The following is a 13646-nucleotide window of genomic DNA, read 5'->3' as shown; positions in this document are numbered from 1 at the left end:
TAAGGCGGTTGCTGCCTTGTGACCTTTGGCAGCGTTGGGAGAGCAGGAGCGTTCATGAAATTCGAAGAATACCGGAAGTTTGATGCCATTGGCCTTGCCGAGCTGGTCAGCAAGGGTGAGGTGACTGCCAGTGAATTGCTGGAGGTGGCCATTGCCAGAGCGGAGGCAGTGAACCCTGCGCTTAATGGGCTGATTATTCCCCTCTACGACATGGCCCGTAAACGAGCGACGTCGCCTTTGCAGGGCCCTCTGGCCGGGGTGCCCATGTTGGTGAAGGATCTGTTTCAGGAGATTGGCGGTCAGCCTGACTATCGAGGTAACAAGGCGCGCAAGAAACAGGATGTGCGCGCCGCGCAGGACTCCACCCTGGTCGCGCGCTGGAAAAGTGCCGGCCTGGTGCCGTTTGGTCGCACCAATACCCCGGAATTCGGCGCCAAGGGGATTACTGAACCCGACTCCTTTGGTCCTGCCCGCAACCCCTGGAACCCGCAGCACACACCCGGTGGTTCCTCTGGCGGTTCAGCGGCCATGGTGGCTGCCGGGGTGGTGCCTGTTGCTGGCGCCAATGATGGTGGCGGTAGTATCCGCATCCCCGCAGCCTGCTGTGGTCTGTTCGGCCTCAAACCCGGGCGTGGGCGCACCCCTTGGGGGCCCACCTTCACTGAAGCCATGCACGGCATTGCGGTGAATCACGCCCTGACCCGTTCGGTGCGGGACAGTGCACTGATGCTGGATATTGTTCAGGGTGATGAGCGCGGCAGCCTGTTTCATATTGCACCGCCAGCGCAGTCCTACGCACTGGCCGCCAGAGAAAACCCCGGACGATTGCGTATTGGCTTCAGTACCCGGTCGCCGCTGGGGACGGAGGTTGATGCGGAAGCCGTGAAAGCGGTCGAAAAGACCGTGGCATTGCTGCGGGATCTGGGGCACGAGGTGGAGGAAGCCGAGCCCCAGATGGACGCGAGGCAGATGTGCATGGACTGGCTGACTATCTGGTTCGGGCAATGCGCGGCTGAAGTGGATGAGGTGAAAGAGCTCACCGGGTGCGGCGATGACGGGTTTGAACTGGATACCCTGGGTATCGCTGCCTTTGGCCGTGCCACGCCGGCTCATGAGTATGTGAAGTGTCAGGGGCGCTGGCAGCAGTACATGATAGCCCTTGACCATTTTCTCGAGCAGTACGATTTCTGGCTCACGCCAACGTTGGCCTTGCCACCGGCAAAAATTGGTGCGATGGCCACGCCGCCGCTGCAGCAGGCGGGCTTGAAAATGGTGCTGAAGCTGGGGGCTGAGAAGCTGTTGATGAAAACTGGCATGATCGAAGATATGGCCATGGAAAACTTCAAGTACATGCCATTCACCCAGTTTGCCAATGTCACCGGTGTGCCTGCCATGTCAGTCCCGCTGCACTGGACCGATGCGGGCCTGCCGCTCGGTTCCCAGTTTGTTGGCACCCATGGCGACGAAGGCAAATTGTTGGCCCTGGCGGCACAGCTGGAAGAGGCCGCGCCGTGGTTTGATAAGACGCCGGATGCTTGACGCCTAACGCCTGACGCTGGGTTGCGTCCAGCGTCTGGCGTGTTCAGAAGGCAGTTGAAAGTTCAAAGTGTAAAGTTGAAACGCGCGACAGGGCCTTGTACCTGTCGACTAATGCCTGTGCCGCGCGATGGGATAAAAAGCCTGGCGCCTTTGGGCGCGGGTATAACGGTCCGTTTGGCAACGCGCTTTCCCGCGCTTTTGAACTTTCAACTTTTAACTCAGCCCCGCCGCAGCTTGTGCCGCCGGGGACCGTGCCAGATAGGCCAGCGCCTGCTCGGTATCACCTTCGTGGATGGGATGGAAACGGGGGGATAGCCATCGGGCGGTGGCTTTCACCAGGAAGCTGAAGGTAGGCAAATTGTGGGTTTTCCGGCCGACTTTCTGCAGCTCCAGCATCACCTGTGGAAACAGCATGCGCGCCATGCGCTGAGCACGCTGATCCGGGTCCTGAGCGGCCAGTTGGCGTCCAGCTTCAGCAATGAAATGCAGGAATAGCGGGAACACGATGGCCATCATTGCCTGCCGGCTCACATAGAAACCCAGCTCGGTCTTGCACAGGTGCTCGAACAGGTCATACGCCACCGTGCGGTGTTCCACTTCCTCAGCCAGATGCCATTTGAACAGGTCTACCATGGTGGCATCGCCGTTCTGTTCCCAGCTTTCGTTGTCCATGGCCCACTGTCCCAGCACGCCGGTGAAATGTTCAATGGCCGCAATCAGTCCTACCCGGGTGATCAGCCACTGCTGCTTCCAGCGGTCACGTTGCAGTAGTGTGAGTCCGAACGGCGCCTCACCCAGAAAAGTCCCGAACAGCCACTCCGCGCGTTCGGTATAGGCAACGCTCAGACCATGGGCCTCCAGATAACTCTGTGCTTGAGTGTGTTGGCGAGAGTGAACGGCCTCCTGACGGATAAAACCCTGCACGTCTTCCCGTAAAGCCTCATCCGTTACCAGCGGTAATGCCTGGTTGTACACCCGGCAGAACCACAATTCCCCTGCGGGGAGCAGCATGTGGATGCCATTGATGATGTGGGTCGAGAAAGGGTCGTCTTTCAACCAGTGCAATGGGGTTGACGCCAGGTCAAACTGGACTCGCCTGGCCTGCAGGGTGTGGCGCTCTGGATGGGCTTGTGCATTCATGATGGCAGTTCTCTTTTCTTGTAGGGCCATTTTCTGTGGGCAATATGGCTGCCTCAGATAAATACCATCTGAATGTATCATTGATCAATGTAACAATGAATATGGTGAGTTTCCCCTGGGCAAGAATGGCTCAGGCTGCACGGCCAATACGGATGGGTGGCTAGTAACTGAGGGTCGATGCGGCCGGGTTGATCGCGGTTTTAAGCGAATGCAGCTTGGCGGCATCCACTCTTGGAGCCTTCTCTCCCTGGGTGACCTGGCCTGAGATAATCAAACGAGTGCCGGGGGGGAGAGGGCGGTCTGCAGTGAGTCTGCCCGGCAGGGTGACCAGTACTTTTCCGTCCCTGTCGCGCAACAGGTAGCGGTGCTCGCCGAGCGACTGGAGGATTTCACCGTTCAGTTTCACCGGGGTGCCAGTGGGGGTATGCGCCGAAATGTCGGCAGTGCTGTGCAGCATCTGGCTATCTGCCTGGGCGACAGTTGCCAGAAAAGCCATGACGATCACAATCAGGGGTTTCATGAGTCACCGTCCTTCGTGGATGTCTCACCCTGTTAGAGTCCGCTTACCTCCACATGTTCCCGTGAGAGAGGGAAGCGGCAGTCAGGCACCGCTGCCCTGTGGCAACACCGGCCACCATTGCGAGATTTTATCGCCGTCCCAGATGGCCAGGTCGCCGAACTGCAGCAGTACAAACTCGCTTTGGGTTGGGCGAAAGAAGATCTGGTCATCCATGCTCAGCGCGGTTTCCGCGCTGCCATTGAACATCATCTGGTTGCTGCTGACGCCGTACACCGGGTTGGCGGCGAGGCCGGCGGGGGAAACCGGTTCGGCCTTCCAGTAGCCGCCGTAAATAAAATAGGTGTGCTGGCGGTTGAGGTCCCATTGTTGCCAGGCGCTGCCCAACGGAATGGGGCCGGGCAAGTTCAGGCCATCCATTGACTTGATCACCGGCGCGGCGATAAACACGGCGGGCTGGAAGTCCCGAAGCAGTGGCAGGTCGAAATCCGTGGCTTTGACCAGGCAGGAGCCGGCACTGAGCTCATTCACGACAGCGTGTTCATCATAGAGACCTATGGTGGGGCTGCCGGCGCCGTTGAAGCACAGGGATTGCTGCTGGTATTGCGGAGCCTGATGGTACAGGCGATCAATATAGCGGCGGTAGATCGCTTCGGTTTCGCGGTGGCCTTCCTCGGCGCTCTGGATGAAGCCGGGCAGTTTGCCCACATGGGCGTCGTACCCCATGAAGCCACTGAACTGAAGATGTTCAGGGTGTGCATGAATCAGGGTGAGCAGTGCATCCAGCTGCGCAGGCCGGGTGAGCCCGCCGCGATGGAGGCCTACATCGATTTCCACGTTGATGCGCAGGCGGCGTTTCAGGGATTGGGCCAGTGACAGATACTGTTCCAGTCGCGGCAAGCTATCGACCAACCACTGTAATTGCGCATCGGGATTGAAGCCGCTGGCCGGATCCAGCTCCTTATAGAACTGTCGGGCTGCTTGTACCGGCATGGGCTTGCCCAGCAGCATGTCGCAGCCTGGCTCAGCTTTTGCCAGCGCATTGATGAACGGCTGATGGAAGACCATGACCCGGTCACTGCCAGTGAGGGTCATGACTTCCTGGACAAGGGAGACGCTGGGGAGGGACTTGGCAACAATCCGCAGCGCCTTCCCTTGTGGGAGCATGGCCATCAAGGTCTGACAGTTTGCGCTCAGCCGCTGGTGGTCTAGCAGCATCAAGGGGCGACCCGGGCCAGTGGTTTTCAGGTAGTCGTTGAGACCCTGAAAATAGAGGTTGTGCGGTGCGCCCCGGTTGTCCGGCCGCAGCAGCCAGCCCGCAGCGGCTATGGCGCCCATCCCGAGCAGGAATCCCCGACGTTTCATAAGTTTCCCTTTCCCGTGCTAACGACGCTATGCGAACAGGTGCATCAGGTGCGGATTGAGCATACGGCCCTGAGGATCCAGTTCCCGGCGTACGGCCTGGAAGCGGTCGAAAGCCGGATACAGTTCAGCCAGCTCCTTGCGTCCCAGGCTGTGAATCTTGCCCCAATGGGGGCGGCCGGCATAGCGATTGAGGATCGGCTCAAGGGGCGTGAATACCGGTTGGTAATCCTGGGCAAAGTACTGATGAATCGAAAGGCTGGCGCCGTCACGTTCATGGAACATGGATAGCAGGCGATCATCCTTGCCCACATAGCGAAACTCGATGGGGAAGAATACGTTCACCTCTTCCTTGCGCAGGGTGTCGCACACCTCTTCCAGGCAGGCCATGCCGTCCTCCGCTGCAACGGTGTATTCCATTTCGTTGAAGCGCACGGTGCGGTGATTGCCATAAACCACATTGGATGGAGCGGTAAAGGTGCTGTCTTCCACAAACAGGGTGACCAGTTTCTGTAGCGACGGAGTAAGCCAGCCCGCATGCATGGCCACCTTGCAGATAGTCTCAAGGAGCTCATTGCTGTCTTCGCGGGCAGGACTATCCTGGGGATCGTCAGTGATTTCCATGGTCTTGACGATGGCCTGGTTGCCCAGCGGGAAGGCAAAGAATTCGATGTGGCGGACGTTGTCTTTTTCCTTCTCCACGAAGTCCATGGCCTCTCGCAGTGGCAGCGTCCAGGTGTGCTCCTTGAGGCGGTAGGCTGGCTGGTGGCGGAAGGTAATGTCGGTGACGATACCGAGCGCGCCTACGCTGCAACAGGCCGCAAGGAAGTGGTCGCCGTCGTTCTGATCCAGGTGGAGTGTTCCGCCATCCGGAAGCATCAGGGTAAGCGCTTCTACCTGCCCGGACAGGCTGGTCAGTTGGCTGCCGGTACCATGGGTGCTGGTGGCAATGGCACCGGCCAGCGACTGGAGATTGATATCCGGTTCGTTGATAAAGCTGTGGCCCAGTGAAAACGCCTGGGCACTGGCCATGCCCAGCCGGGTGCCGCCGCCCCAGGTGAACAAGTCCTCCTGCTGGCTGCGCAGCCCGGCCATGGCTTCAAGGGATATCAGGGTATCGTTGGTGGGCACCACGCCACTGAAGGAGTGGCTGCCACCAAAAGCGCGCAGGGTGCCTGTGCTATTGATGATCGCCTCACGCAAGCTGTCATTATCGCGCGGGAAGAGTAACTGGTTCGGGTTGGCCTGCTGATTGCCGGACCAGTTTTGCCAGGCGGGCGCGGGGGCTACTTCATTGGCAAACAGGCTGGCTGGCGCGAGCCCGACGCTACCGCCGATGGCGGACAGGGTTTTCAGGAAATCGCGTCGGTTAACGGAGTCGAGAAGTGCCATGAGTCATCCTTGTTCTTATATGGCACCATGGTACAAGAATGAAAATGAATAGTTAATAGTGAATAGTTAACAGCTGCGCGGGCGGCGTGAGAAGGTTTTGCCTGCTCTGTCGCCGCGACCATGGGTTCTGCGCGGCCGCGAAGTTTGAGCCTGCACGAACCTGGCCCGCGCCGTTATTAACTATTCATTATTCATTATTAATTCCAAGGCTTTCCCACATCTCATCCACCCGCTCCTTCACCGCCTTGTCCATGCTAATGGCGCGGCCCCATTCTCGGCTGGTCTCGCCGGGCAGCTTGCTGGTGGCATCCAGACCCATCTTGGAGCCGAGGCCGGCCACCGGAGAGGCGAAGTCCAGGTAGTCGATGGGGGTGTTTTCCACCATCACGGTGTCGCGGGCGGGATCCATGCGGGTGGTGATGGCCCAGATCACATCATTCCAGTCTCGGGCATTCACATCGTCGTCGCAGACAATTACGAATTTGGTGTACATGAACTGACGCAGGAAGGACCACACGCCCATCATCACGCGCTTGGCGTGTCCGGGGTACTGCTTCTTCATGGTGACCACCGCCATGCGATAGGAGCAGCCTTCCGGTGGCAGGTAGAAGTCCACAATTTCCGGGAACTGCTTGCGCAGGATCGGCACGAAGATTTCATTCATGGCCACGCCCAGAACAGCGGGTTCATCCGGTGGGCGACCGGTGTAGGTGCTGTGGTATATCGGGTCGCGGCGGTGGGTGATGCGTTCCACCGTGAACACCGGAAAACGTTCTACTTCGTTGTAGTAACCGGTGTGGTCACCGAAGGGGCCTTCGTCTGCCATTTCATCCGGATAGATGTGGCCTTCGAGCACGAACTCGGCACTGGCCGGGACCTGCAGGTCATTGCCGATGCATTTCACCAGTTCAGTTTTGGAGCCGCGCAGCAGGCCGGCGAAGGCGTATTCGCTGAGCGTGTCCGGTACCGGGGTGACCGCACCAAGAATAGTGGCCGGGTCGGCGCCCAGTGCCACGGCCACCGGGAAGGGCTCGCCGGGACGCTGCTGTTGCCACTCCTGGAAATCCAGTGCGCCGCCACGGTGGCTGAGCCAGCGCATGATCAGTTTGTTGCGGCCAATGAGCTGCTGACGGTAAATGCCCAGGTTCTGGCGTTCCTTGTTGGGCCCGCGGGTGATGACCAGCGGCCAGGTCACCAGCGGACCGGCGTCGCCGGGCCAGCAGGTCTGGATTGGCAGCTTGTACAGATCGACTTCGTCACCCTCGAGAATTTTCTCCTGGCAGGGGCCCTTGCTGGAAACCTTGGGGGACATGCTCAGTACCTTGCGAAATACCGGTAGCTTCTCCCACGCATCCCGGAATCCCTTCGGGGGCTCTGGTTCTTTCAGAAACGCCAGCAGCTCCCCCAGCTCGCGAAGCTCTTCTACGGATTCGCGGCCCATCCCCAACGCCACCCGGCGCTCAGTACCAAACAGGTTGCCCAGCACCGGAGTGCCGAAACCCACAGGGTTCTCGAACAGTAGCGCGGGCCCGCCAGCCCGCAAGGTGCGGTCACAGATTTCGGTCATTTCCAGATTCGGATCCACCGGCACGGTGATGCGCTTGAGCTCGCCAAGCTGTTCCAGTTGGGTGATGAAGTCTCGCAGGTCGCGGTATTTCATGGCGTTCCTTGTGATTCGGGTAACCGGAAAGGTTGTGCGGCGAGTATAGCAGGATGAATGCTTGACGCTTGATGCTCGACGCAAGGCGCAAAAAAACAACACAAAAGCCGCAAGAAGCTTGAGGCGGAGAGAATGAACGGGGTGTGATTATTGGCGTCGGGCGTTAAAAGCACAAAACCCCGCCGAAGCGGGGTTTTGCGTGTTGCGTGAAGCATGCCGTGTGAGGCGTCTACTACTTCCGCTTCATGGAGTCGAAGAACTCCAGGTTTGTCTTGGTCTGCTTCATGCGGTCGATGAGGAACTCCATGGCGCCGATTTCGTCCATGGGGTGCAGGACCTTGCGCAGGATCCACATCTTCTGCAGTTCGTCTTCGCTCACCAGACGCTCTTCGCGGCGGGTGCCGGACTTGCGGATATTCATGGCCGGGAACACGCGCTTCTCTGCCACCTTGCGGTCCAGATGCAGTTCCATGTTGCCGGTACCCTTGAATTCCTCGTAGATCACTTCGTCCATTTTGGAGCCGGTATCCACCAGGGCGGTCGCGAGGATGGTAAGGCTGCCGCCTTCCTCAATGTTCCGCGCTGCGCCGAAGAAACGCTTGGGTTTCTCCAGGGCGTGGGCGTCTACACCCCCGGTGAGAACCTTGCCGGAGCTGGGCTGGACGGTGTTGTAGGCGCGAGCCAGACGGGTGATGGAATCCAGCAGAATCACCACGTCCTGCTTGTGCTCAACCAGTCGTTTGGCTTTCTCGATCACCATCTCGGCCACCTGAACGTGACGGGCCGGCGGCTCGTCGAAGGTGGACGCCACCACTTCACCGCGCACGGTCCGTGACATTTCGGTCACTTCTTCCGGACGCTCATCGATGAGCAGCACGATCATGTGGGTTTCGGGATTGTTGCGGGCGATGGACTGGGCGATGTTCTGGAGGAGCATGGTCTTACCGGCTTTTGGCGGAGCGACGATCAGGCCGCGCTGCCCTTTGCCGATCGGGGCCACCAGATCAATCACCCGGGTGGTGATGTCTTCGGTGGAGCCGTTACCGATCTCCATGACCAGACGCTCGGTGGGGAACAGCGGCGTCAGGTTTTCAAACAGGATCTTGTTCTTGGCGTTTTCCGGCTTGTCGAAATTGATCTCGTTGACCTTGAGCATGGCGAAGTAGCGCTCGCCATCCTTCGGGGGCCGGATCTTGCCGGAAATGGTATCGCCGGTGCGCAAGTTGAAACGGCGAATCTGGCTCGGGGAGACATAGATATCGTCCGGGCCTGCCAGATAGGAACCTTCGGCGGAACGAAGGAAGCCGAAGCCGTCCTGCAGGATCTCCAGTACGCCGTCTCCGTAAATATCGGAGCCATTTTTGGCGGCGCGTTTGAGAATGGAAAAGATGACGTCCTGCTTGCGGGTTCTTGCCAGGTTCTCGAGGCCGAGTTCCTTGGCAATGTTCAGAAGTTCTCCAATCGGCTTCTGCTTCAGTTCAGAAAGATTCATTGGCGTATGTTTTGGTTTGAATGAATTGAGGGGATGCACCGCCTGCGGCGCTACAGTTGTTTTGATAATCCGGTTTTTTCGGAGTCTGGCCCGGCAAGCCTAAAAGGGGGCCACAGGAATAAAGGGTAACCAGAGGTTCCGAAGGACTAACTAAAAGGGAGTGCTTGTAAGGAGGTTCCTTAAAGCTGTTCTGGAATCTACCACTATGGGGAAGGGCTGTCTATAGGAGGGAGGGTTGTAATGCCCCGGCCGGATGGCCGGGGCGTTACAGAGTGTTTCCGGACTTACAGGGTGCTGTCCAGGAATGCGCTCAACTGGCTCTTGGACAGCGCGCCCACCTTGGTGGCTTCCACGTTACCGTTCTTGAATACGCTCAGGGTGGGAATGCCACGAACACCATACTTCTTCGGGGTTTCCGGGTTGTCGTCGATGTTGATCTTGGCAATGGTCAGGCGGCCTTCGTATTCGCCAGCCAGCTGCTCCAGGATCGGCGCGACCATTTTGCAGGGACCACACCAGGGTGCCCAGTAGTCTACCAGCACCGGGCCGTCTGCATTGATGACCTGGGCTTCAAAGTCCGCGTCGGTCACATTGATAATCTCGCCGCTCATCGATTTCTCCTGATATAAAGGGATTGGCTGCCCCGCTGGGGGCGAGGAACCTTAAAGGCTCCCATCGCACTGGGCAATAATATCAGGTTGCAGGCACTCCTTTTCAAGCGAGGGAATCAATTATCGTCACTGGATTTGCCTATGACGGCCAGGCAACGGCAAAGTAAAACCCTGTGTATTCCCGGGCGCTGACATCCTAACGCCATGATTTCAGGGTACTATCGGCCTATTCGCAGAAGGAGCAGGCATGCAGCACGGCGAACATCTGGCCGCCATTGATCTGGGGTCTAACAGCTTTCATATGGTCGTTGCACGGCAGGCACAGGGTGAAATCCAGCTTTTGGATGCCTTGTCGGAGAAGGTGCAGCTGGGGGCCGGGCTCGACAAGGAAAACCGTCTTGACGAAGAAACCCAGACTCGCGCGCTGGAGTGTCTGGGGCGGTTTGCCCAGCGGATTGCCGGCATTCCCCGTGGCAGTGTGCGGGTGGTGGGGACCAACACCCTGCGTCAGGCGCGCAATGCCAGAGTGTTTATTGCCCGGGCCGAAGCGGTGCTGGGGCACGATATCGAAATTGTGGCCGGTCGCGAGGAAGCGCGCCTGATCTACTTGGGCGTCGCGCATACCCTGGCGGACGATGCCGGGCAGCGGCTGGTGGTGGATATTGGCGGCGGCTCCACCGAACTGATCATCGGTGAGCGTTTCGAACCGGCGGAAACCGAATCCCTGCACATGGGGTGTGTGAGTTTTGCCCAGCGTTTCTTTGCCGAGGGGAATATCACCGAGAAAGCGTTTGATAAGGCCGTCACTGCGGCCCGTCAGGAAGTGCTCTCCATCCATGCCAACTACCGCCGTATTGGCTGGCAACAGAGTGTTGGCGCCTCCGGCACCATCAAGGCCATTAGCCAGGTTTGCGTGGAGCAGGGTTGGTGCGACAGCGGCGTGACGCTGGAAGGACTCAAGAAAGCCCGCAAGCGGGTGATCAAGGCAGGCAGTGCCGACAAGCTCGACCTCAAGGGGCTGCGTGAGGACCGTCAGGCCATCTTCCCCTCCGGACTGGCCATTCTCTATGGCATTTTCGAGCAGTTGGGCATTGGGCAGATGGAGGTGTCATCCGGCGCTCTGCGAGAAGGGTTACTCTACGATTTGCTCGGCCGCTTCGGCCATGAAGACGTGCGCGACCGCAGCATTCAATCGCTGATGAATCGTCATCATGTGGAACGCAGTCAGGCAGAGCGGGTCTGCGAGACAGCGATGGCATTGTTCAGACAGGTCGCGGCGGACTGGCTGCTGGATGATGAGCCCATGGAGGACACCCTGCGCTGGGGGGCACTGCTGCATGAGCTTGGGCTCGCCGTGTCCCACAGCCAGTTCCACAAGCATGGCGCTTACCTGATTACCAACTCCGATCTGGCTGGCTTTTCCCGTCAGGAACAGCAGGCCGTGGCGATACTGGTGCGAGGCCATCGCCGCAAGATTCCACAGTCTGCCCTGGATGAATTGCCGGAAGATGAGCGCGAGCCGTTGCTGCGACTGTGTCTGGTGCTGCGAATTGCCACACGCCTGCATCACGCCCGATGCGATGAAGCAACCCCCGGCATGAACCTCAAGGTGAAGGGCAATACCCTGACGCTGACATTTCCGGAGGGCTGGCTGGACGAGCACCCGCTGACCCTGGCTGATCTTGAACAGGAGCAGGATTATTTTCAGGCAGCGGGTTGTGAGCTGATCCTGAAATGAATGGATGCTCGGGGCCGGACACCAGCAGAGCAGGCTGTGCTTCTGGGGGTTGCTGTCAGTGGCCCGGTCCCTCGCGGGTTATCCCACGTTAGTATCCAGCAGGCACTGCTGGGCCATGAACACCTCTTCTCCATCGGCCGGTTGGGCGCGGGTGTAGGTGCCATCGGACTGCAATAGCCAGGCGCGGCTGTTGTCTCTCAGATAGTAATTCAGTCCTTCTTCCAGCACCTGAGCCTTCAGCGTGGGATTGGTGATCGGGAAGCAGGTCTCGACCCGGTTGAACAGGTTGCGTTCCATCCAGTCGGCGCTGGAGCAATACACCAGATCGTCGCCGCCATGATGGAAGTGATAAATGCGGGTGTGCTCCAGAAAACGACCGACAATGGAGCGTACCCGGATGGTGTCAGAAATGCCGGCAATACCCGGCTTGAGGCAGCAGATGCCACGCACGATCAGATCAATTTCCACACCCGCCTGACTGGCTCTGTACAGCGCCTGGATGATTTTTTCTTCGGTCAGGGAATTGAATTTGGCGATGATGTGCGCCGGCCTTCCTGCCTGGGCTTCCGCGGTCTCAAATTCAATCCATTCGATCAGCGACGGATGCAGGGTAAAGGGCGAGTGCTTGAGTTGCTTCAGTCGCGCGGCCTTGCCCATGCCGGTGAGCTCCTGAAAGATCTTGTGCACGTCCTGGCCCACCGCCTTGTCCGCGGTCATCAGGCCGTAGTCGGTGTACAGCTTGGTGGTTCTGGTGTGGTAATTACCGGTGCCGAGATGCACATAGCGCTTGATGCCCTCGCCGTCACGACGGACGACCAGCAGCATCTTGGCGTGGGTCTTGTAGCCCACCACCCCGTACACCACGATGGCGCCCGCCTCTTGCAGGCGACGGGCCCCTTCGATGTTGGACTCCTCATCGAAACGCGCACGCAATTCCACGATGGCGGTGACCTCCTTGCCGTTTCGCGCCGCGGTTTCCAGATGGTCGAGAATCTCTGACTTGGTACCTGTGCGGTAAAGTGTTTGCTTGATGGCCAGCACCTTGGGGTCGCGGGCGGCTTCGGCCAGCAGGCTGACTACCGGCTGGAATGACTGAAACGGGTGGTGCAGCAGAATGTCTTCCTGATCGATGGCATCAAAAATCGACTCGGCCTTTTTCACCGCAGGGTGAAGCTTTGGCGTGAACGGTGGATAGTGCAGGCGAGGACGATTAACGCTGGTGAACATGCGCGCCAGATTCACCGGGCCATTCACTTCATAAAGATCCTGTTCGGTGAGCTCAAACTGTTCCAGCAGGTAATGCATAAGGTGGCGTGGGCAGTTGTCAGCCACTTCCAGCCGCACCTCGTCGCCGTAACGGCGTGAGAGCAGCTGCCCCTTCAGGGCGCTGGCCAGATCTTCCACTTCTTCATCCACTTCCAGATCCGCATTCCGGGTTACCCGGAACTGGAAACAGCCGGTGGCTTTCATGCCCGGGAACAGGTCTGAGACATGGGCGTGAATCATGGACGACAGAAATACAAAGTTGTCATCGCCGTCACCACTGATTTCGTCGGGAATACGAATCAGGCGGGGCAGGGAGCGGGGAGCCGGCACAATGGCAAGCCCTGTGGAGCGGCCAAAGGCGTCCTTGCCGTCCAGAGGAACGATAAAATTCAGGCTCTTGTTGACCAGCCGTGGAAACGGGTGGGAGGGGTCCAGTGCGATGGGTGTAAGCACCGGATACACCTGCTCGCGAAAGTACTTTTTTACCCACTCGGACTGGGCCTCAGTCCAGTCTTCCCGACGCAGGAAGTCCACACCTTCCTCACGCAGTGCCGGCAACAGAATGTTGTTGAGGATGTGATACTGACGATCCACGGCTTCGTGGGTGATGCGACTGATTTCGGTCAGCAGTTCTTCTGCGAGCATACCGTCCGGGCCAGGTTGCCCGGTGCCCGCTTCGAGCTTGTTTTTCAGCCCTGCCACGCGAATTTCGAAAAACTCGTCCATGTTGCTGGAAAAAATCAGCAGGAAATTCAGTCGCTCCATGAGCGGATGGTTCTCATCCATGGCCTGCTCCAGCACTCGCAGGTTGAACTGCAGCAGACTCAATTCCCGGTTGAAAAAATAGTCCGGGTGGTTGAGATCAATGGCGCTGTGTTCACTGGCGATATCGTTCATGGAGCCTTCCTGAGCAAGGGTGATCGAGCTTC

General features: G+C 58.6%; 10 protein-coding genes. 2 read left to right on the top strand and 8 right to left on the bottom strand.

The window, feature by feature from the left end; all coding sequences use genetic code 11:
* Positions 1 to 54: 54 nt before the first annotated feature.
* Positions 55 to 1539, top strand: coding sequence for an amidase (locus GFN93_RS00645; protein WP_153498525.1), 1485 nt, complete (start codon positions 55 to 57; stop codon positions 1537 to 1539).
* A gap of 213 nt (positions 1540 to 1752) precedes the next feature.
* Here the strand turns inward: GFN93_RS00645 and GFN93_RS00640 are convergent, their stop codons facing one another.
* The 7 genes from GFN93_RS00640 to trxA form a co-directional block, all read right to left on the bottom strand.
* Positions 1753 to 2679, bottom strand: a complete 927-nt coding sequence (locus GFN93_RS00640) for a metal-dependent hydrolase (protein WP_153498524.1) — start codon at positions 2677 to 2679, stop codon at positions 1753 to 1755.
* Positions 2680 to 2839: 160 nt separating this feature from the next.
* Complete coding sequence (locus GFN93_RS00635; protein WP_153498523.1) at positions 2840 to 3199, bottom strand: NirD/YgiW/YdeI family stress tolerance protein; 360 nt, start codon at positions 3197 to 3199, stop codon at positions 2840 to 2842.
* An 81-nt stretch (positions 3200 to 3280) separates the two neighbouring features.
* Positions 3281 to 4561 (bottom strand): alanine racemase, encoded by a 1281-nt coding sequence (locus GFN93_RS00630; RefSeq protein WP_153498522.1) that lies wholly within the window; start codon positions 4559 to 4561, stop codon positions 3281 to 3283.
* A gap of 27 nt (positions 4562 to 4588) precedes the next feature.
* On the bottom strand, positions 4589 to 5950 hold the full coding sequence (locus tag GFN93_RS00625) for a D-arabinono-1,4-lactone oxidase (RefSeq protein WP_153498521.1): 1362 nt from the start codon (positions 5948 to 5950) through the stop codon (positions 4589 to 4591).
* A gap of 187 nt (positions 5951 to 6137) precedes the next feature.
* Positions 6138 to 7610, bottom strand: a complete 1473-nt coding sequence (gene ubiD / locus GFN93_RS00620) for a 4-hydroxy-3-polyprenylbenzoate decarboxylase (protein ID WP_153498520.1) — start codon at positions 7608 to 7610, stop codon at positions 6138 to 6140.
* Positions 7611 to 7842: 232 nt separating this feature from the next.
* Complete coding sequence (rho, locus tag GFN93_RS00615) at positions 7843 to 9102, bottom strand: transcription termination factor Rho (RefSeq protein ID WP_153498519.1); 1260 nt, start codon at positions 9100 to 9102, stop codon at positions 7843 to 7845.
* 284 nt (positions 9103 to 9386) lie between these two features.
* On the bottom strand, positions 9387 to 9713 hold the full coding sequence (gene trxA / locus GFN93_RS00610) for a thioredoxin TrxA (protein ID WP_035232078.1): 327 nt from the start codon (positions 9711 to 9713) through the stop codon (positions 9387 to 9389).
* Between the two features lie 247 nt (positions 9714 to 9960).
* Between trxA and ppx the strand changes: the two genes are divergently transcribed.
* Positions 9961 to 11451 carry an exopolyphosphatase gene (gene ppx / locus GFN93_RS00605; protein ID WP_153498518.1) on the top strand — a complete coding sequence of 497 codons (1491 nt, stop codon included), beginning with the start codon at positions 9961 to 9963 and terminating at the stop codon, positions 11449 to 11451.
* 78 nt (positions 11452 to 11529) lie between these two features.
* Here the strand turns inward: ppx and ppk1 are convergent, their stop codons facing one another.
* Positions 11530 to 13614: a polyphosphate kinase 1 gene (ppk1, locus tag GFN93_RS00600; protein ID WP_153498517.1), complete on the bottom strand. Its 2085-nt coding sequence runs from the start codon at positions 13612 to 13614 to the stop codon at positions 11530 to 11532.
* Positions 13615 to 13646: the final 32 nt, after the last annotated feature.

Origin of the sequence: Alcanivorax sediminis (genome assembly GCF_009601165.1) — a bacterium.
Taxonomy (GTDB): Bacteria; Pseudomonadota; Gammaproteobacteria; order Pseudomonadales; family Alcanivoracaceae; genus Alcanivorax; species Alcanivorax sediminis.
This window is presented reverse-complemented; position numbering and strand designations above follow the sequence as displayed.

Excerpts from the sequence above, each read along its gene's own strand:
- ubiD (WP_153498520.1), bottom strand. The coding sequence starts at position 7,610 with ATGAAATACCGCGACCTGCGAGACTTCATCACCCAACTGGAACAGCTT.
- ppk1 (WP_153498517.1), bottom strand. The coding sequence starts at position 13,614 with ATGAACGATATCGCCAGTGAACACAGCGCCATTGATCTCAACCACCCG.
- GFN93_RS00625 (WP_153498521.1), bottom strand. The coding sequence starts at position 5,950 with ATGGCACTTCTCGACTCCGTTAACCGACGCGATTTCCTGAAAACCCTG.
- GFN93_RS00645 (WP_153498525.1), top strand. The coding sequence starts at position 55 with ATGAAATTCGAAGAATACCGGAAGTTTGATGCCATTGGCCTTGCCGAG.
- ppx (WP_153498518.1), top strand. The coding sequence starts at position 9,961 with ATGCAGCACGGCGAACATCTGGCCGCCATTGATCTGGGGTCTAACAGC.
- rho (WP_153498519.1), bottom strand. The coding sequence starts at position 9,102 with ATGAATCTTTCTGAACTGAAGCAGAAGCCGATTGGAGAACTTCTGAAC.
- GFN93_RS00635 (WP_153498523.1), bottom strand. The coding sequence starts at position 3,199 with ATGAAACCCCTGATTGTGATCGTCATGGCTTTTCTGGCAACTGTCGCC.
- trxA (WP_035232078.1), bottom strand. The coding sequence starts at position 9,713 with ATGAGCGGCGAGATTATCAATGTGACCGACGCGGACTTTGAAGCCCAG.
- GFN93_RS00630 (WP_153498522.1), bottom strand. The coding sequence starts at position 4,561 with ATGAAACGTCGGGGATTCCTGCTCGGGATGGGCGCCATAGCCGCTGCG.
- GFN93_RS00640 (WP_153498524.1), bottom strand. The coding sequence starts at position 2,679 with ATGAATGCACAAGCCCATCCAGAGCGCCACACCCTGCAGGCCAGGCGA.